Here is a 20,064-nt window from a genome sequence, read left to right as displayed (position 1 = left end):
ATAAAGAGATTTGAAGGAGGCTAAAGATGTTAAAACGCACCCTGTCAATGATCACTTCCGTTCTGGTAGCGGTCAGTCCTATTGCATCGACAGTAACGCACGCTGCCGATGTTAACAGGACTTTAGTGAACATCAATGCAAGTTCAACTTTTCAAACTATTGATAACTTTGGCGCTTCAGACGCGTGGTCTATGGATCCGATTGGAAAGGAATGGTCTGAAAGCAATAAAGAGAGGATTGCCGATTTATTATTTTCACAGGACAAGGGAATCGGCTTATCAAGTTGGCGATTTAACATTGGAGCTGGTTCCAGCGTTACGGATGAAAGTATCATTACGATCCCTTGGAGAAGGGCGGAAAGTTTTAAGAAAGATGAGAATAGTGCTTATGATTGGTCGAAGCAAGCGGGGCAGCAATGGTTTTTGAAAGCTGCAAATGATAGAGGTGTTAAAGATCTAATTGGATTTGTGAACAGCCCGCCAGTATGGATGACCAAGAACGGACATGCACAGCCGGATGCTTCAGTAGGCTCTACCAATCTTAAATCGGGTTATGAGGGCAAGTTTGCCGGGTTTTTGGCGGATGTTATGGATCATTTCGACAAATCAGGTATTCATTTTAATTATGTTAGCCCCATAAACGAACCTACTTGGGATTGGAATGGAGCCGGTCAAGAGGCGAACCGCTATAACAACACGGATATCATTAATGTTATAAATAGCCTCTATGCGGAGCTCCAGAATAAGAATATTACGACGAAAATAAGTGCTCCGGACGGCGTCGAAATCCTATCTCTGCTTGATGATGCGAAATATGCGCAATTTATGGCTACCTCCCAAAACCCTAACGATAACAAACTGCAATATCAGGGAGGAAGCAATAAATTAAATGTAGGCAAGTACCGGGAATATATAAAGGACCTTTTGGGTAACCCTGAAATAGCTTCCAAAATCAGTAACAAGATCGCTTCCCATTCCTATTGGTCGGATACCGTTTCGGATCGGAATGGGGACCGCTTAGGGGAATTGCGGAAGCTGCTGTGGGAGAATCTTCAAAGCACCTTGCCAGGTTCCTCCAATTGGATGAGTGAATATTGCATTTTGGGCGATGTCGGGGAAATGCAGGGGAACGGAAGGGACCTGGGCATTGATCCTGCACTTTTGATAGCGCGTACGATTCATTATGATCTATCTGTTGCGAATGCATCCGCTTGGCAATGGTGGACGGCTGTATCCAAAGGAGATTATAAAGATGGTCTGATCTATACGGATTATGGTATGCCGGGAGACGAGCAATCCATTTATACTTCCAAAATGTTATGGGCGCTCGGGAACTATAGTAAGTTTATTCGTCCGGGCGCTAAGCGGATAGCCATGACCGGATTGGCGGAGAATGATCCCAAGGGGCTGATGGGGTCGTCTTATTTGCATGAGGGCAATAATAAACTGACTTCCGTCTTTGTGAACTACACCAATGAGGACAAGCCGGTTACCGTTCAACTGAATCAGTTGCCGGAAGGAAAAAAAGTATATCATCTTACACCTTATGTGACAAACGCAAATGAAAGTTTGGCTCGGCATGACATGGTAACGGCCGATGCAAACGGTGCTTTCCAATATACCATTCCTGCAAGGTCTATTGTTACGTTGGACGGCAGCTATGCGGCGGATAATCAAGCACCGGAAAAACCGACTGTTGATTCGGTCAAGTCCTTGAATAACGCAGCTGAAATCAAAATAAACGACGTTCCAAAAGCTGAAAGCTATAAGATCGTCTACGGTACATCCCCGGACAATATGAATATGACAGCCGGTCCCGTAACGGGTTCAAACTATACGCTCCATGGTCTGGAGAATAATTCGATCTATTATATGGCAGTAATAGCCGTGAACCATTACGGTGACAGTTCTCCATCGGACACGGTATCCGTGACGCCGAAGCTGAGTCCGCCACAACAGGTTTCCGCTAATCCTACGGATGGAGGGGTGGACATTCAATTCTCCGGTGACCCCAATGTTCCGCATTATCTGGCAAAGTGGGGGACATCCAGCGGTACATACAACGGAACCGTTGAAATCGCCGGTCAAGATGGCATATATAAAGGTACCCTTTCAGGCCTAACCAACGGAAGTCCTTATTACGTGGCGATCCAGGCACAGGACGGAGTAGACAACAGCTCTTTGTCTTCGGAAATGATGGTCATTCCAACGATACAACCACCAAGTAAGTTGATTGCCATTCCAGGCGACGGCAAAGTTCAACTTGAATTCCCCGAGGTGCAAGGTGTCACCCAGTATTCTTTGGAGATGACGACGGAGAATGGGGCGCCAACCATCTTGGAGCTCCCTACGAATTATGCAACTGTTGATCATCTCACCAACGGCCAAAGCTATTCCTTCCGAGTATCATCTGTTGGTGTGGGGGGAATCGGGCAACCAACAGCCAACGTTCAAGCTACGCCTCAAGCTGAAACCGTTACGTGGGAAGATGGTTTCCAGAATTCCTCCATGAGTTCCTATAATCAGGACGTCAGTGTATGGAATATGGAAAATGGTTTGCTCAAGCATCAATCCGGAGGAGATAACCAAGGAGAGCTTTCCGTCAAAAACGTCAAAATGATAGATGGCACCATCTCAGTTACAGCCAAACATTCAGAGTTAGGCGCCGATTGGGGATTGGTTTTCCGCGGTACGGACTATAGTCATGCCTATGCCTTCGGATTTGAGAACGATGCCCTGTTCTTACGGAAGAATGGCGCGAATATCACCAATTCGAAAGCCTTTTCGGCAAAGCTTAACCAACTGTACCAGATAAAAGTTGTTTTGGATGGTCCGCATATTCAGGCATATCTGGATGACGAGCTGATCTTTGATGTGCTGGATTCCACTTACAGCAGCGGTATGGTGGGACTGCATAGCTGGAGTAATGCGCAGTTTAGCTATGTAAAGGTTACCCGGGCAGATGGTGCGATGAAAGCTCCGGAGATCAGCACAGTTCATATCGGCAACCATCGGATTGACCTGAAGTATGCGGAAGTCGACGGGGCAACCGCCTATACGGTACATTACGGCACAACATCCGATAACTTGCAGAATCAATTGGCTGTCAGTGGAGGAAACGCTGCGGTAACTGGACTTAGCAATAATCAAGTTTATTATTTTAAGGTTGTGGCCACGAATGGCAGCATACAGACTGAATCAACTGTAAAATCAGGTGCACCTCGCGATATCCTGGAACCACAGCTGCTTTATTATGTGGATGCTGGAGACGGAAGTTCGGCAACTTTAGAAGACGGAGAGTCTTTTGGCGCCCTGAACGGAGTGGAGGACCAAGCCTACGGGGTGGATCCGGTTACTGGGAATACGTGGGGCTATATAGCTGACGGTGATGCCACTTGGGCCCGGACTGACGCCAGCGGCAATTTCGAGACCATTCGGCAATATGACGGGAACGACTTGAATAACGGACTTGCCTATAAATTCAATCTTCCCAACGGGGCCTATCGAGTTACGGTCGGATTTTTCGATCCATGGCATGATAGCAACCGCAAGATGGATCTGACTATTAATGGGACAACGAAGTTAACGGATTATGTCATTGGCAATAGCCAGGAAGTAAAGCAGTTTGACTCCATCAATGTGTCGAATGGTCAGCTTGAAGTGAAGGTTCTCAAGAAGGCCAACTCCAAGCCTATGCTCAGTTGGATCAAGGTAGAGAAGGATTTGCTTTATTATGTAGATGCTGGAGATTCAAGCCCTGATAAATTGGAAACAAGCGAGGAGTTTGGTGTTCGGAACAGCGTGGAAGATCAAGCCTATCAGGAAGATCCTGTCACAGGATACAAATGGGGTTATGATGCCGATGATTCTCAAACTTGGGCAAACCAAAATGAGGAGCGCTGGAATAGCGTTCGCCAGTACGATGGCAATACAAATGGTAAAGGCCTAAGCTATCGATTTGAAGTGCCGAGCGGTCTATATAATCTGGATCTGGGTTTCGATGATCCATGGAATAGTTCCGACCGGGTCATGGATCTTGAAGTAGAGGGACAGAAAGTCCTTACCAACTACTTGATTGGATCGGGCCAAGACGTGAAGCGGATAGTAGGCATTTCCGTTACGGATGGAGAGCTTGACGTAAAGGTCACGAAGCAAGGCAACAGTAAGCCGCTAATCAGTTGGCTCACGGTTCAGCATGATAACGGCATTCCTGTTCAACCAGCTATCAAACGTGTAGCTGAAGGGGATTCCAAGGTTACTCTGTATTTTGATGAGACTGTTAATGCTTCTTACGACATTGCTTATGGCACGGATCAAGGGAGCCTTTCCCATCATGTTTCGGTCCCGGGAAATGTCAACTATTATACCGCCCAGAACCTGACGAACGGCACACCCTATTATTTTGCGTTGGCAACCGTTAGAGGGGACTTGTCCAGCGCCATATCCACTGTGCAAACATCGACTCCTGTGGGGCCTGCGGACCCTAATCTTTATTATTTTGTTGATGCAGGGGCAACGACCGTGCAAAACGGAGTTACACTCGGCGTGAAACAATCGGTTCCCGATCAGATTTTTGGCGTGGACCCTATCGCCGGAAAAACCTGGGGATATGTTGCAGATGATGGAAAAACGTGGGCCAAGAGCGATGAAACTGACCCGTATCTGTCGATTCGCCAATATGACGGAAATGATAACGGGAAGGGAATCGGTTATAAATTTGAAGTTCCCCACGGAACTTATACCGTACAAATGGGTTTTGACGACCCTTGGAACTCGTCATCCCGATTGATGGACATCTATGTTCAAAACGACCTCAAACTTCAAAATTATGTAGTTGGCGACAAGCGGGAGATCAAGGAATTTACTGTAGACGTGGACACGGACCAGCTTGAGGTAAAACTGGTTAAGGCAGGCTCCGACAAGCCCGCTGTGGGTTGGATTTCTGTACGTTATGTGAAACCACTTCCGCCTCCGGTGGGTACAAGTCCGAAGCTTTGGTACAAATTCAATGAGGGCAGCGGGACTACGGTGGGCGATTCTACCGGAAACGGTCATACCGGTACACTGAGTGAAGGCGCCTCATGGGGAACAGCGAAAAATGGCAGTGGTGCTGTCACGCTGAACGGAACGGGCGGCTTCGTACAGCTGCCAAATGGCATTCTATCTGATATAACGGATATCACCGTGGCAACGAACGTGTTTATCGATCCAACAATCAGCAATCCTTACTGGATCTTTACGTTTGGTTCAGCAGATGACCCTGCTTCGGGTCCCGGTACGAAATATTTTGGCATGCTGACCGATGGAGGCGGCAATTCCCGTGTCAGCATCACGAATGACAGATGGTCTGCGGAACAAAACGTATCGAAGGGTTCATCTATTTCAAAGGGTGTGTGGAAAAATGTTGCTGTGACCTTATCCGGCACAACCATGACCTTCTATGAGGATGGGAACAAGATTGCTGAAAGAGCGAACGTATCGCTGTCTCCCAAGGATATGGAGGCGACGATAGCCAACTATATCGGCAAGCCTGCTTATCCTGCAGATCACTATTTGAAAGGGCAGATCTCCGATTTCCGCTTATATAACCGTGCCTTATCTGCCGATGAAATCAAGAATGTCTGGATCGAGTCTCTGACCGACAGCGAGGCTGTTCAAGCGGTTAAAGAGGGGTTGAATCTTGGCGATACTTCGGCAGTGGTCAGCAACTTGACACTTCCGACTGCTTATGCAGCCGGTGTGAATATAACATGGAGCTCCGGTCGTACGGATCTGATAGCCATTGATGGCAAAGTGACCAGGCCGGTAGACGCAGATACGACCGTTCATTTAACAGCGAGTATCAGTAAAGGGTCTGCGGCGGACACTAAGACCATTTCGGTAACCGTTTTGAAAGCGGGAGATGTGGTCGGGCTGGATTCCAGCGCTTATGTGTTATTTTTCAACCAAACACACAGTACGAAGGTCACTGTAACTCATCCGAACGGATCCGTGGAAGATGTTACGGGTTCAGCAACGTTTGAATCCTCGGATTCGAATGTTGCCGAAGTAGACGGTTCTGGAAGGGTGACCGGGATCCATAAAGGGACCGCAGTTATTACGGTTACTTACAAAGGTGTGACATACCCAGTTACTGTAACGGTACAGAATGAAATGTTACTTTGGTACAAACTGGATGAAACCAGTGGTACTTCTGCAATAGACTCATCGGGGAATGGGAATGACGGCGTACTTAAAAACGGAGCAACCTGGGGACAAGGAATTGGAGGCAGCTCCCTTCAATTAAGTGGTGGTTACAATGGCGCATATGTACAAATGCCAAATAACCTTCTTCAAGGGGTTGACGATTTAACGATATCGTCCTTCATGAAGATGGATGCAACGGCAACAGCGCCGCAATGGTTGGCGACATTCGGCAACACGAACAATGGATATATCTTCTTCGCGCCGACTCTGAGCGGCAAGTTCAGATACACGATCACGCCTACGAATTGGAGCGGAGAGAGTGGTGTAGCTAGCACTTCGATTCCTGTCAATTCTTGGAGGCAGGTTGCGGTGACGTATTCTTCCTTGAAAGATACCGCCACCTTGTATGTAGACGGGGTTGCCGTACAAAGCGATGTGATTTCTAAAAAGCCGAGCAGTCTGGAACCGACCAATGCCAACTTTATCGGTAAGCCGTGGCCTAATTATGGCGACCCCTATTTTAAAGGCAATGTTAGCGACTTCCGCCTTTACAGAAGAGCATTGAATGCATCGGAAATTCAGGCGATCTATGGAAGTAAGTTGAGCGATATGTTTATAACCGATCAGACGGACCTGACGCTCGGGGATACCAGCGCTGTACAAGACAACTTGGCGCTCCCGAGCAGAGGTTTGTATGGAAGTGCCATCACCTGGACTTCGAGCAATGAAGCTGTGGTCAATAGTCAGACAGGTAAGGTAACACGTCCTGCAGCGGCCGCCGGTAACGCAACGGTAACGTTGACTGCAACAATCAGTAATGGCCATGCAACAGCAACCAAAACCTTTACTGTAACCGTCATTAAGCAGCTTGCAGATGCTGAGAAATTAAAACACGATGCAGAGAACTTGACGGTGCATAACATTAATGATGTCCGCGACAATCTGACCTTGCCTGTAAAAGGTGACTATGGCTCTTTGATTTCATGGTCCTCAGAGGATTCTACGGTTGTTACACAGACCGGTGAGGTAAAACGTCCCGCATCGGGAAGCGGTGATGTGGAAATCAAGCTGACGGCAACACTCCGGTTGAATGACGAAGTTCTCACGAAGGCGTTTCTGGCTCATGTCAAGGTGCTGCCCGCCAAGCCGGAGGATGCAGGCTATCTGTTTGCCTACTTTATCGGAGAAGGCACGACAGATGGTGAACAGCTCTACCTGGCAACAAGTAATGGGAATGATCCGCTTCACTGGAACAATTTGAACAGTGGCAAACCTGTGTTTACCTCTCACTTGGGTGAGAAAGGGGTTAGAGATCCTTCTATTGTTCGATCGCCGGATGGTGATAAGTTCTACATGATCGCAACAGACCTGAATATTAATAAAAACGGGGATTGGACCCGGGCTCAAACAACGGGCAGCACTTCCCTGTTGATCTGGGAATCTACGGACCTGACCCACTGGTCCAACCAAAGGCTGGTTAAGGTATCTTCCGATTTGGCAGGAAATACGTGGGCACCGGAAGCGTTCTATGACAAAACGACGGGAGAATATGTCGTATTCTGGGCATCGAAGATCTACAGTGATGCCACAAAGTCGGGAAGTCCGAACGAAAGAATTATGTATGCGAAGACGCGGGATTTTTATACCTTTACGGAAGCCCAAGAGTATTACAACCCCGGTTATTCGGTTATTGATACAACGATGATTGAAAACAACGGGAAGATTTACAGATTTACCAAGGATGAGCGTGATTACAACGCTACCACTGCGCCTAACGGCAAGATGGTATTCGAGGAATCAGGCAACGCCATTTTCGGCAACTTCACCATGATTAAAGAAGGAATCGGAAAAGGGAGCATCCCAGCTGGAGAAGGACCGCTGGTATTCAAGGCAAACGGAGAAAATAAATGGTATCTGTTTATCGATTACTTCTCCGGTGGGGGCTACAAGCCTTTCTACACCACTGATTTGGATTCCGGCATATGGACCCCGGTTTCCAGCGGTTACAGCTTGCCGACACCGACACCGAGGCATGGAACGGTGCTGCCGATCACAGCAGAAGAGTTGGCGAGAATCAATGGGACACTACCGATAGAAGTTACACCTGCGGTTGGTGAAGTGGCTAACGTGATGCTGGATCAGCAGGCTCTAGCCTTAAAACCCGGGCAAACTGCTGGGCTGATTGCGACCGTTGTTCCGGACCTTGCAGGAAACAAGACCGTCCTGTGGTCAAGCAGCAATGAATCGGTCGCCATCGTGAGCAGCACGGGAATTGTTACCGCGATCGGTAACGGAGCTGCTACGATTACCGCAACCACGGTGGATGGTGGAAGAATTGCAATGGCTCAGATCACGGTTCAGCAAGCAAGCGCTGTACCTGTATCCGGAGTGTCGCTCAATATAGCCGCAGCCCCGCTGCAAGTTGGAGGGACAATGCTTCTCGAGGCTACTGTTATGCCGGGTAACGCAACCAACAAGAAGGTAAGCTTCACCTCTTCAGATTCTAATGTGGCTACAGTGACGAATGCGGTCTATAACGCGGGCACCGGAACAACAAGTGTCATTGTTACCGGAGTCTCGACTGGAACCGCGCTCATCAGAGCCACAACAGAGGACGGAAGCTATACGGCCACCAGCACCATAACGGTGGAATTGCCGATTGAAGCGGGGATTGCCGTAACCGGAGTATCGCTCAATCAAACGTCAGCTTCGCTGCGAGTCGGAGGGACGACGCTTCTTGAGGCTGTCATTACACCGAACAACGCAACCAATAAGACGGTACGTTTTACCTCTTCAGCACCAGGTGTGGCTACTGTGACGAATGCGGTCTATAGCGCGGCAACCGGAATAACAAGTGTAATTGTGACCGGAATTTCGGGGGGAACTGCAACCATCACGGCCAAAACAGCGGATGGCGATTATACGGCCACTAGTCTTATCACAGTGGAACAGCCAACGATAACCGTGACTGGAGTGACTCTCGATAAAACCGCAGCGACGCTGGAAGTCAGGGGCACGGTGCTTCTCAAGGCTAACGTGAGACCAGACAATGCAACCAACAAAACGGTAAGCTTCACCTCTTCAGATTCTAATGTGGCTACTGTGACTAATGCGGTCTATAACGCGGCAACCGGAACAACAAGCGTAACCGTCACCGGAGTCTCGAGCGGAACTGCAACCATCACAGCAAAAACAGATGACGGAAAATTGACAGCAGCATTAACCGTAACGGTGACAAGCACATCTTACCCGCCTGAACCTCTTGATACACACAAAGAACCGGAAGCACCTGTCAGTAATATCCCTGGTATGGTGAAAATAAAAACTCCCGTTGTCGAGACAGGAACAGCCAAAGTCACTGTGGATGTCTTAGCCTTAAACAAGGCCTTCAAAGAGTCGGAGGTTGCCCTGATTGAAGTACCGAAGACAGCGGAAGTAAATCTTTATGCGGTCAACTTGCCGGCCTCTGTTTTGACAGCAAACGATGGTAAAAAAGTTGTAGTGTCCACAGAAATCGGCACAGTCGCTGTACCTTCCAACATGTTAGCTACTTCTGCCGGAGTGAGCTCGGCAGACGTTACATTGTCGATCGGGAAAGCAGATACAAGTAGCTTAGATGCAGAAACCAAAGCATCTATCGGCAGCAAACCGGTCATTGAGCTTAACTTAAAGGTGAATGGGTCAACCGTTGCTTGGAGCAACCCGGATGCGCCGGTACTCGTATCGATCCCTTATACACCTTCTATCGAAGAGCTTGCGAATCCGGAGCATATTACGGTCTGGTACGTAGATGGAAACGGTGGAATAACAGCAGTCCCTACTGGAAAATATGATTCCACTACCGGAAAAGTAACTTTCATGACTACGCACTTCAGTAAATATGCGGTCGCTTACGTCCTAAAGTCCTTCCGTGACCTAGCTGAATATAGCTGGGCAAAAAATGCAATCGAGGTCATGGTGTCTAAAGGGGTTATTCAGGGTACATCGAACGACATCTTTAAACCTGGCGAAGACATTACAAGAGCCGATTTCGTTCAACTTTTGGTTCATACCCTTGGTTTGACTGCCAAGACAGATGACCAATTTGCAGATATCAGCTCTGATGCCTACTATGCCGAAGCTGTAGCGATTGCCCGTAAACTGGGAATTACCAATGGGGTTCGCGGGAACGAATTCAGTCCGAATTCCAAGATAACCCGACAAGACATAATGGTACTGATTGAGCGCGCATTGAAGGAAGCGAAAAAAGAGATTGCAGCAGGATCGGAGGACAATCTTTCCGGATTTGCGGACAGATCGGAAATCGCATCCTATGCAAAACAAAGCGTATCTACGCTAATCAGGAATGGAATTATCAACGGGGACGGTAGCGGAATCAATCCGCTCGGGAATGCAACGAGGGCAGAAACAGCAGTGCTTATGTATAGAATATACAACAAGTAAGCGTATTGGCCATTAGCATTATTTTATGCTAATGGTCTTTTGCTGTTGTATAGGAAATTATGCATAATGCGGATCTGTGGATCATGGTTGCATCCCTCATCCCAATATGACAGCTTTATCAGAATTTAATGAAGGAGCTACCGCGGCAGCCCCCTCCATGTTAAGTTGGAAATATCTTATTTTGACCGGGTGCCCAGTTTTCGGAAATCCCTGGTTTTTGCAACGATCTGACTCCTGGATAGAAGGTGGTCGTCACTGGCTTTCCATGTGTGGCCTTTTTTGTTTTTTCTGCGGATCATTACATAATTGTAAGGACTTGAGGAGTATACTTTAAAGTGATTTTTCCTGCATCTATTTGCAAAGATCACATCTTCATTTAGTGAAATTTTTGGAAATCGAACTTTATTAAAAACACGCCTTTTAAATAAAATGGTTCCACCGGTCACCCACGTAACGAATTTATGTTGTTTTTCGGGTGAATGGAGGACGAGCAATTTTTTCGATTTAATATATGCCAGATAGGCTCTTTTTCCCACAACATGCGCTTTCGAACGGCGCAGCGCCTTCATCTGCTCAGTCAAATAATATTTTGAGTAGTAGTCGTCATCATCGAATTTAGCTATATAGGGGTACTTCGTCCGTTTTATTGCGTAATTCAAACACTCACCCAGAGAGACTTTTTCCCCCCTCTTGTAAACCGAAACATGTTTATGGTCTTTTGCTTTTTTGCGGTACTTGGATGATTTCATGCCGCTTTTATTTAATACGATAATTAACTCTTTTATCGGGTAACGCTGTCTTTTATAATTTGCTAAGACATTACTAATAAATTTTGGCCTATTCGTACATGTGATGATCGATACTCCCCGCTTTTTTTTGCTCACAATATCTCCTCCTAGAAGTTAAAAAAGACGTGTGCATTTCACTTTTTGCGGTGTTTGATAAAATTTCCATAATCAATAATAACGATTCGTCCACTATTTTTTAAACGTAAGTTAGTAGAATGAAGATCACGAGGAATGATTCCTTTCCTCATGAATCTGCGTTTCAAGGAGGAAAGTTTACGCTGATATTTTTTTGATCTGGGAAACATCCGTTTGTACTTTTTCATTATTAAAATGCGATATCCATACCCATGAGTTATTACTTTTCCCAAGTATTTTTTGAACCGAGATGGAACTGACTTATATATATTTACTTCTTGCTTATTGCTTGACCTCCCATTTTCTGATTTAGCAACTTTTATTACATGGTGATTACCCAAATCATGTACGACTCGCCATTTACCTACCCCGATAACTCTTTTTCCTTTTATCATTTTTTTTATCTTTTTTTTCATGTAACAATGTACCACTCCCTTCATAAAGAGTCGTATTATTGTATTCAACCGCGTCAATTAAATTTGGTATTTAAAATTTCCATAGTCAATCACAACGATCTCCCCGTCAGAATTTAGACGCAGATTTTGATAATTGGGTCCTTCACGCCCTGATATCTCATAAGGAATGATTCGATTTTTCTTGAATTTCCCTTTCATATCAAAAAACTTTTTCATGGTTTCTTTATTTTTTCGGAAATTTTTATAATAGTTTTTCATGATTATCCAATTGAATCTATCATCGTGCTTTAGGATATGGCCAAGATGTTTTTTTAACTCGGACGGAGATGACATGCATATGGCTACTTCTTTCTTGTTGCTTTTTATCCCATATTTAGACTTAGCTACCTTTAGAACGTAACCATTACCCAGATCATATACAACTCGTCTGGAGCCCAAACCGATAATGTTTTTTCCTCGAATCATTTTTTTTGCATTTTTGTCTAATGAAACATGATCCGCTCTCATGGAGTGAGTGCAGGTTATTCTATTTGTTTTACTTATTTGTTTTCGTTTTTTGCGTGTTCGTGAACCCGACTGCCCGAAAGCTCGAGGCTTACATTTTAATCCTTGCGATTCAGAAGGCACAGGGTTGTCTTCAAGTCCTAGGGTTATTGAGGGTTCCTGTAAACTGACAGGTCCGGCTTCCCCTAGAAGTCCTGGGGGTCCTTGTATTACGGGGCAGGCAATTTTCTCGATTGTAATAAATTTTTCTTGAAAATCGTCTGAAATAGTTGCTAAGCTGGGCGTAATGAGAGAATTGGCTGAATGAGTGTCTTCAGTCGCGTATACGTTACCAACAAAAGAATGACCTTTATGATCGCCTTCGGTCATCTCAAATCCAACGCTTTGGCTTCCATCCGCTTCAGCCCTAATGACAAACCGGTATCCGATTGGGTTTTGGATGTGATCCTTTTTCTGATAACCCACCGGTTTGAGGTCCATGAACGTCCCGAAGGGGGTAACGATTAACAAATTACCGGCATCATCGATCCGGATCTCATCTGCTCCCTCACATTTGAACCGAATATCTTCCAAACGGGCACCTGGCTGCAGTATCACATCATATTTCATATTCCCTTCGTGACCTTGAAACACCACATCAATGCCAGGCCATATTTGCCGGTAGATGATTTCCCGATAGACGGGGAGATTCGAGAAATGCTCATCTGGATTGCTGCCGCGTCCCGTTTCTGGTGACGTTACTCCAGGTGTCACGTCACAACTGGCATTCAAAAACCGCCGAGCCAGACTCGGATTATGAAAAACCGATAGTTTAGGATCAAACTCAAAATAGGTCATACCTACTTGTTCCTGGCTAAAGGTATAACGAAATTCTCTGCCTTCCGCATAGAACAGAACCGCATCATCCAACTGTCCACCATTGGGAACAAACGCTATAGGAAGCTCATAAGTCTCCAATATTCTCTGTTTCGTCTCATCATCAGGCTGCATGGGATTTCTTTTCCCCTTTCTGATAGACTCATGCCATGAGATCATGTAATTCATACATAGATACGTATGTCTAACATAGCTTGACTGGGTATGCACCCTTAATATAAATAAATAGGCATGCAGCATATCATGTAAAAAGCACCCAATCGGGTGCTTTCTAGTCTCATCAATCCGCAACAGGAAGACTTATCTCTATTGTGGTCCCTTTATTTTCTTCACTGAACACCACGATCTCACCATGGTGATTTTCTATAATCCTTTTACTGACCATGAAGCCTAGTCCGGTTCCTTTTTCTTTCGTTGTGTAGAAGGGTTCTCCTAACTTAGAAAGAATATTTTCAGGAATCCCACACCCTTGATCAATAAAGCGAAGCAACAGTTGATTTGGATTTTCATTTTTACTTTTTAATTGAATAACGATATTTCCGCCTTTCGGCATAGCTTCTATCGCATTTTTAATAAAGTTAATACATACTTGTTTCAGTTGATTTTCATCACACAGAATAGGGGGAATCTCCGGATCAAACTCCGTGATGATTTGAACATTGCTGATAATGGCTTGCGTATCTAGCAGGGGGGTGACTTGTGCTAGCAGCATCCGAATGTCTTTGCGTTCCATTTGAATGATTTGAGGCTTTGCAAGAATTAATAGTTCACTAAGAATCATTTCAATCCGCTCGATTTCGGAGGCCATGATGTCCAAATATATTTTTTTCTCGACAATGCCAGATTTCATGAGTTGAACGAATCCTTTAATTGCCGTGATTGGATTGCGAATTTCATGAGCAATTCCTGCCGCTAATTGACCCGCAATGGATAATTTTTCTGACCTAATCAAGAGCTCTTCCGCTTGCTTTTTGTCAGTGATATCCCTAAGGATCACAGCCCAACCATTAATATGTCCATTCTCACCCCGCATAGTGAAGCTCGATATCATAACCGTAAGAATAATGCCATCTTTTCTTTTTCTAATGGTTTCATGCCCTTCGAAGGCCTCAATAGATTTAATTCTAGCTAGACTATGAACGGCCTCTGGTCTGATTTCAATTGGAATGTTAGGTAAATCAACTAGATTGAGTCCAACAAGTTCTGACTCCGTCCATCCATACGTTTTTTCAAAGGCATGATTAATTCTTGCTACTTTTTCTTCTAAATTAAGGATAAGAATTGGATCCACATTTCGATCAATGAAGGATTCAAGCTGCTCTTTCGCTGCTTTCAGTTCTTGCTCCGCACGTTTTCTTTTACTAATATCTCTTCCCACAGCTAAGACTTTAACAATTTCCCCGTTTTCATTTCGTATTATTTTTGCTGTTGTTTCAAACCAGACATAGTGTCCTTGTTTATGGCAAACTCGGCATGTAAAAGTATCTACATCTGATTTTTGCAGAATACTTTTATCGATAAAGGAAGCAACATCATCCGGGTGCCAGAAGTCGGTTGCGACTTTGCCCACGTATTCATCAGACTCATAACCTAGTAAAGTCTTAATGGCAGGGGAAACATAACGAATTACGCCATCAGGCGTTGCATACGAAATAATGTCCTGCGCATTCTCTGAAATGAGTTGGTATAAATTCTGACTATCTTCCAATTTTTTCCATAGTTCTTTTCGGTATGTAATGTCACTAGCGATTCCGTAAACACCAATGATTTGCCGATTGACAAAGATCGGGACATTGGTCACGTCGAAAGTCGTATATCTCCCGTTCTTATTGATACCTGACGCCTCGTATCGTTGTGCAATACCTTTTGCAGCTTGCATGAAATGATGCTCTACCTTTTCAAAATCTGCAGGGTCTACGACCGATCGAAAGTTTATCGGGTTCTCTATCATTTCCTGTTTCGTATAACCCATCAGTTCTTCAAAAGTTTGATTTATCGAGGTGTAGTTGCCCTCCAAATCCATCGAATAAATTAAATCCGGATGATAGTCGAAAAGGGATTTATATCGCTGCTCGTTGTCCTGCAAGTTACGCTCTTTTTTGATTCGCTCGGTAATATCTCTGGAAACGATGATAATTTCTTTAACTTCACCTGTTTCTGAATCTAGAAGGGTACTGCTTGTCGACTCGGTCCATATATATCTCCCATCCTTTTTTCGTAAACGAACGATCTTGTTAGATTGCTTGTCAGTTTGAAGGATAGCCATATGATCCTGAATTCCCACTTGGACATCTTCAGGATGAAGGAATTCATAACCTGACTTCCCAATCATTTCTTCAGGCGTATACCCAAGAACTTCATAACAGGAAGGAGATGCGTAGAGGTAGGTTCCGTCAGGGTGATGCATGGTAATGAAATCAAAAGCATGCTCTACAACGGATCGATAGCGTTGCTCTCTTTCTATTAATAGGCGGGTTTTCTTTTGTAGTTCGTTAAATGTCCTTTTTTGATCGGAGATATTGAGAACCTGGGATATGAAAAAGAGGGGTTCTCCTGCTTTATCTTTCACCAAGGAGACCGTTATTTGTACCCATACAATCTCGCCATGTTGCTTAATTAGGCGTTTTTCCATTTGGTAAGATTCTCTCATACCTTCTATTAATTGGTGCCTAAACGCAAGATCAAGGTTCCAATCATCGGGATGTGTCATTTCTTGAACGGTTTTTAGGAGTAATTCTTTCTCAGACAAGCCTATGATCGAGCAGACCGTTGAATTTGCTTTGAGTATGCTCCCATTCGTTGCTGCGAGAACCATACCAATCGGAGCATATTGAAAAGCCTGGGAAAATAAGGTTTGATTCTCTAGCTGGTGATCAATTAGCATATGGTAACCCCTCCCGATATAACTCAATGTATGAATTGTTCTATGGAGTAGATCTTTTCTCCTTCTCATTGCTTAAAAAGGTTTGGCGTGAAATAGCAGCACAATGTAAAGGGAAACAGATGCACAGCATCCGTTTCCCTTTTTTTTGTAGGTCGTACAGCTATAGCGGTAAAGCCGCTTCTATTCGATGCACGCCTTTAGGACGATATCCTAAATGGTGGCTGATACCACAAACGTCTGCTAGTAAAAAAATGATGCTAAGCCACATTTCTGTTCCTTGAAGTCCTGTTGATTCTTGCTGAACCAGTTGAAAACTAAAGCCGCGCTCATCAACCCAGTGATCCAGTACCTTCTCCAAATGACTCATTGCCCATTGAGTAATCTCTGCTTTGCGATAATCGGTTTGCTTGAGGCACAGCCAGAGTGGGTGAATAACATCAAGTACATTACAGGCGTTCAAATGGTCAAAGCGGAAAAACTGTTGATTTCTACTATGTGCTAGAACGGTGTCTATGGTCTTATCCGGGTAGGGCAAAGGGATATCGAACTGGGCATAGGTGGCGCGAGTTAAACGATAGAAGCCGTTAACCGGTTGCAGCCAGGCCTCTTCATCTGTCGGGGATCCCCATAAACCGGAGTATCGATTAACATGCGTCTGCAGCCATCCAAACAGATCATCAGGCCGTTTTTTTGATTCAAAATGTTTCTGATTAAGGTACAAACCAGTCGCATAACAATCGATCCAATCGCCGGAACCCCAAGCATTTTTGTCCCATGGTAAAGATTCCAACCGTGCAAATAATTGTTCTGTACTCAACTTTTCAACGACATGAATGGGATGAAGTAGACTTGCGCCAAGCACCTCGAGCGCATATCCCACAGCTAGCAAATGGTAGCGAGCGAGGTGGTCTGAGAGTAGATTCGGTTCATACAGATCAGCATCTGGAGGTGACCAAAGGTCTGGTAGTAGTCCAGTAGCAGGATCCTGAAAACCTTGCAATTTTAAGATTAGCTCCTCTTTCGTCCAAACAGGTGGTAGTGTGTTAAACATAGCTGCGATTTCAACAGCGTCACAATAGGCTCTGACGGTTCTTTTGAATCCTGGACGGTCCTGAAAAAATGTTTCATTGGATGTAGAAACGACGTAATGACGAAGTAAGGGATCAAGTTGTTCTTTCACTTTACTGCCAAAGTCTTGTAATCTGTGCTCAAGTGAATATTTATTAGTAGTCGAAGATGATTCTTGGTTAAGCCTGCTGCGAATGACCCTAGCTGGATTTCCCCCGACGATACTATATTCGGGAACATCCTTTGTCACGATAGCTCCAGCAGCAATGATTGCATGCGATCCAATTCGTACCCCGTCGAGAATAACCACATTGGCTCCTATCCAAACATCATCACCAATATGAATTCCTTTGGACGTACAGGGTTGCTTAAAAATAGGTTGGTCAATGGATTCGTAACCATGATTAAATCCATAAATGCTTGCATGCGATGCCATTCTTACACCATCACCCATGGAGACCTTTCCTGTTACAACCGCATAAGCGTTAATGGAGCAATCTGCTCCCATGACAAGGGTCGTATTGCGAATTATAGCTCCTCCAGCTATATAACTACGGTCTCCCATTTGGAATTCATCTGGGAAAAAGATAGCCTGTGGAGAAACGAAGCAGTCTGTACCGAAGCTGCAGGAGAATTCCCCTGCTAATCGTTGCTGTAATTGTTCTTGTTCTTTCTTCTCTTCTTCGGTTTTTATGATCCACGGCATATAATCCAGCTCTTTATGATTGGTCTGATTCCGCCCCATATATGTCACCTCCGGTTAATGATTCATTGTCAAATTCACCTTCAGTTTAACATCTATTCAGACGTATAAACATGGCAATAAAGCATTTTAAACTTGTCAAAAACGCCTTTGCATCATATGCTAAATCTATCATCATTTCATGGGACATAAGGAGCCTAAATGGAAGATAAGCTAAGTAGTATCGCAATCCAGATTCATTGGATCAACGATAAGAAGACCCCTCCTGTATGGCGTGATATTCGGAATAACACTAGCGTTCATAGCTTTTATTGGATTCTTGAAGGGAAAGGGACATTCCAAACGGAAGAAGAAATCTCTGTTGAACCGGGCATGCTGTTCTATTTAAAACCTGGTTTAGAGATGAGCATGGAAGGTGATCGAAACGATCCACTGCGAATTATTATGGTATTGGTGTCGCTCATTTCCTTTTCTATGAAATCTCACGGAGCGTATGAGGCAAATGATCTTACTCAGTTAGATTTACCCTTTATGTCGAAATATGAGGACAGTATGGCAAATGAATATGATAACTTATTCAAAGCGTTAGCAGAGGGATGGGTTCCGGGACAGCTTGACAGTGAGCTTCTGACCAAATCAATCTTGTATGAGCTTTTATATAAATCGCATAAGCAAACTAGCTCAGGACTTCTAAGTAAAACTTCAACCTCGAACATTTATATCAAAGTGAAAGATGAGTTGGAGAGGAATTATAGAGAGGATATCCGACTAAATGAACTAGCGGATCGATACCAAATTTCAGTATCCTATCTTCGCAGCCTCTTTCAACGTCATATGGGCAAAAGTCCCAAGAGCTATTTGAGTGATGTACGTAACGAGCATGCGAAGAAGCAATTACTTTATACGGAGTTGACGATGAAAGAGATTGCCGAAAACTGCGGATATGCGGATGAGTTTCATTTTAGCAAAAGTTTTAAGCAATCCAATGGAATGCCACCCAAGCTGTTTAGAAATAAAAGAGTATTGGAATTTAAGTCATAGTCTCCGACAACTCTTGGCTAAAGGAAATAAACTCACGCATAGCGTAAGAGACGTAGTGATCCTTAGGCCAAATAATGACTAAATTCCAGGGAATAGAAGGCTCTACTAAAGGCAGTGTAAGTACTTCGGGACAAGTGATTTTACTGCATATCGTCTCAGGTATGATGGAAATGCCTGCATTCGAAGCAACCATTTCAGCCAAAAGGTCCCACTGCGAACTTTCATAGACAACGGAAGGATCGAATCCTACGGATCGACAGGCATGAATGACATGGTTTCGGACGGCATAGCCGCTAGGGAACAAGATAAAGGGTTCATTTCTAAGCTGCAGCAGAGATACGCTGGATTGCTCGGCTAGCGGATGAGAACGATGGATGATGAGCGCTAATTTTTGATAGATAAAAGGCAAAGTTTCAAAGTTAGACGTGTCTACAGGCCCAACCACCACGCCGAGATCCAGCTTTCGATTTTGCACAAGGCTTTCTACATTCTTAGCGCCTTCTTCAACAAGTTGGAAGTGGATATTGGGATGTTTCATTTGGAACTTTGCGATAACTCGTGTAAAGAATACGGAACCAACTACGGGGGGCAACCCTATGGTGATGGTTCCTTTTTTTAGGTTGGAGACATCATCTAAGAGGTGATGAAGATCTTGGACAGCCTGAACGATGACTTGAATCTGTTGAACGGCGATCTCGCCCGAGTCCGTCAATTGAACATATTTACCTGAACGATCAAATAAAGAAACGCCCAGTTCTTCTTCTATATTTTTCACCATTTTGCTGAGTGTTGGTTGTGAGAGGTGAAGAGCTTCGGCCGCTTTGGTAAAATTCATGTGTTTAGCAATTTCAAGCAGATAAGTTAACTGGCGTAAATCCAAAGGATCATCCCTCCCCGACCCATAGCATTTTTTCATGATAGTCATTCCAAATATGAATTTTACCTCTTGCGAATCTGCATGTAAACTGAAATTAATCCAAGTGCAATTTAAATAGCTTATTCATACCAGACAAGTTGGAAG

7 protein-coding genes and 1 pseudogene are annotated in these 20,064 nt (G+C 44.6%); 2 read left to right on the top strand and 6 right to left on the bottom strand.

The window, feature by feature from the left end; all coding sequences use genetic code 11:
- Window positions 1-26: 26 nt before the first annotated feature.
- The gene (locus tag NYR53_RS30345; protein ID WP_261302757.1) at window positions 27-10,628 is read left to right on the top strand and encodes a glycoside hydrolase; all 10,602 of its coding nucleotides are present in this window, start codon (window positions 27-29) and stop codon (window positions 10,626-10,628) included.
- A gap of 176 nt (window positions 10,629-10,804) precedes the next feature.
- Here the strand turns inward: NYR53_RS30345 and NYR53_RS30340 are convergent, their stop codons facing one another.
- The 5 genes and pseudogenes from NYR53_RS30340 to NYR53_RS34690 all read right to left on the bottom strand — a co-directional run.
- Window positions 10,805-11,512, bottom strand: coding sequence for a glycosyltransferase family 2 protein (locus NYR53_RS30340; protein ID WP_261302756.1), 708 nt, complete (start codon window positions 11,510-11,512; stop codon window positions 10,805-10,807).
- A gap of 38 nt (window positions 11,513-11,550) precedes the next feature.
- Window positions 11,551-11,967 carry a protein kinase family protein gene (locus tag NYR53_RS30335; RefSeq protein WP_261302755.1) on the bottom strand — a complete coding sequence of 139 codons (417 nt, stop codon included), beginning with the start codon at window positions 11,965-11,967 and terminating at the stop codon, window positions 11,551-11,553.
- Window positions 11,968-12,024: 57 nt separating this feature from the next.
- The gene (locus NYR53_RS30330; protein ID WP_261302754.1) at window positions 12,025-13,461 is read right to left on the bottom strand and encodes a DUF7948 domain-containing protein; all 1,437 of its coding nucleotides are present in this window, start codon (window positions 13,459-13,461) and stop codon (window positions 12,025-12,027) included.
- Between the two features lie 166 nt (window positions 13,462-13,627).
- The gene (locus NYR53_RS30325) at window positions 13,628-16,231 is read right to left on the bottom strand and encodes a PAS domain S-box protein (RefSeq protein WP_261302753.1); all 2,604 of its coding nucleotides are present in this window, start codon (window positions 16,229-16,231) and stop codon (window positions 13,628-13,630) included.
- Between the two features lie 1,246 nt (window positions 16,232-17,477).
- A pseudogene (locus NYR53_RS34690) lies at window positions 17,478-17,645 on the bottom strand (DapH/DapD/GlmU-related protein); the annotation flags it as partial.
- A 558-nt stretch (window positions 17,646-18,203) separates the two neighbouring features.
- Between NYR53_RS34690 and NYR53_RS30315 the strand changes: the two are divergent.
- Window positions 18,204-19,043, top strand: a complete 840-nt coding sequence (locus tag NYR53_RS30315; protein WP_261302751.1) for a helix-turn-helix domain-containing protein — start codon at window positions 18,204-18,206, stop codon at window positions 19,041-19,043.
- Here NYR53_RS30315 and NYR53_RS30310 read toward each other — a convergent pair.
- Window positions 19,033-19,923: a LysR family transcriptional regulator gene (locus NYR53_RS30310; protein WP_261306581.1), complete on the bottom strand. Its 891-nt coding sequence runs from the start codon at window positions 19,921-19,923 to the stop codon at window positions 19,033-19,035. The genes NYR53_RS30315 and NYR53_RS30310 overlap by 11 nt on opposite strands.
- Window positions 19,924-20,064 lie beyond the last annotated feature (141 nt).

Origin of the sequence: Paenibacillus andongensis, assembly GCF_025369935.1 — a bacterium.
GTDB classification, from domain to species: domain Bacteria; phylum Bacillota; class Bacilli; order Paenibacillales; family NBRC-103111; genus Paenibacillus_E; species Paenibacillus_E andongensis.
Note: the sequence above shows the minus strand (reverse complement) of the source record. Positions and strands in the feature narration are given on the sequence as shown.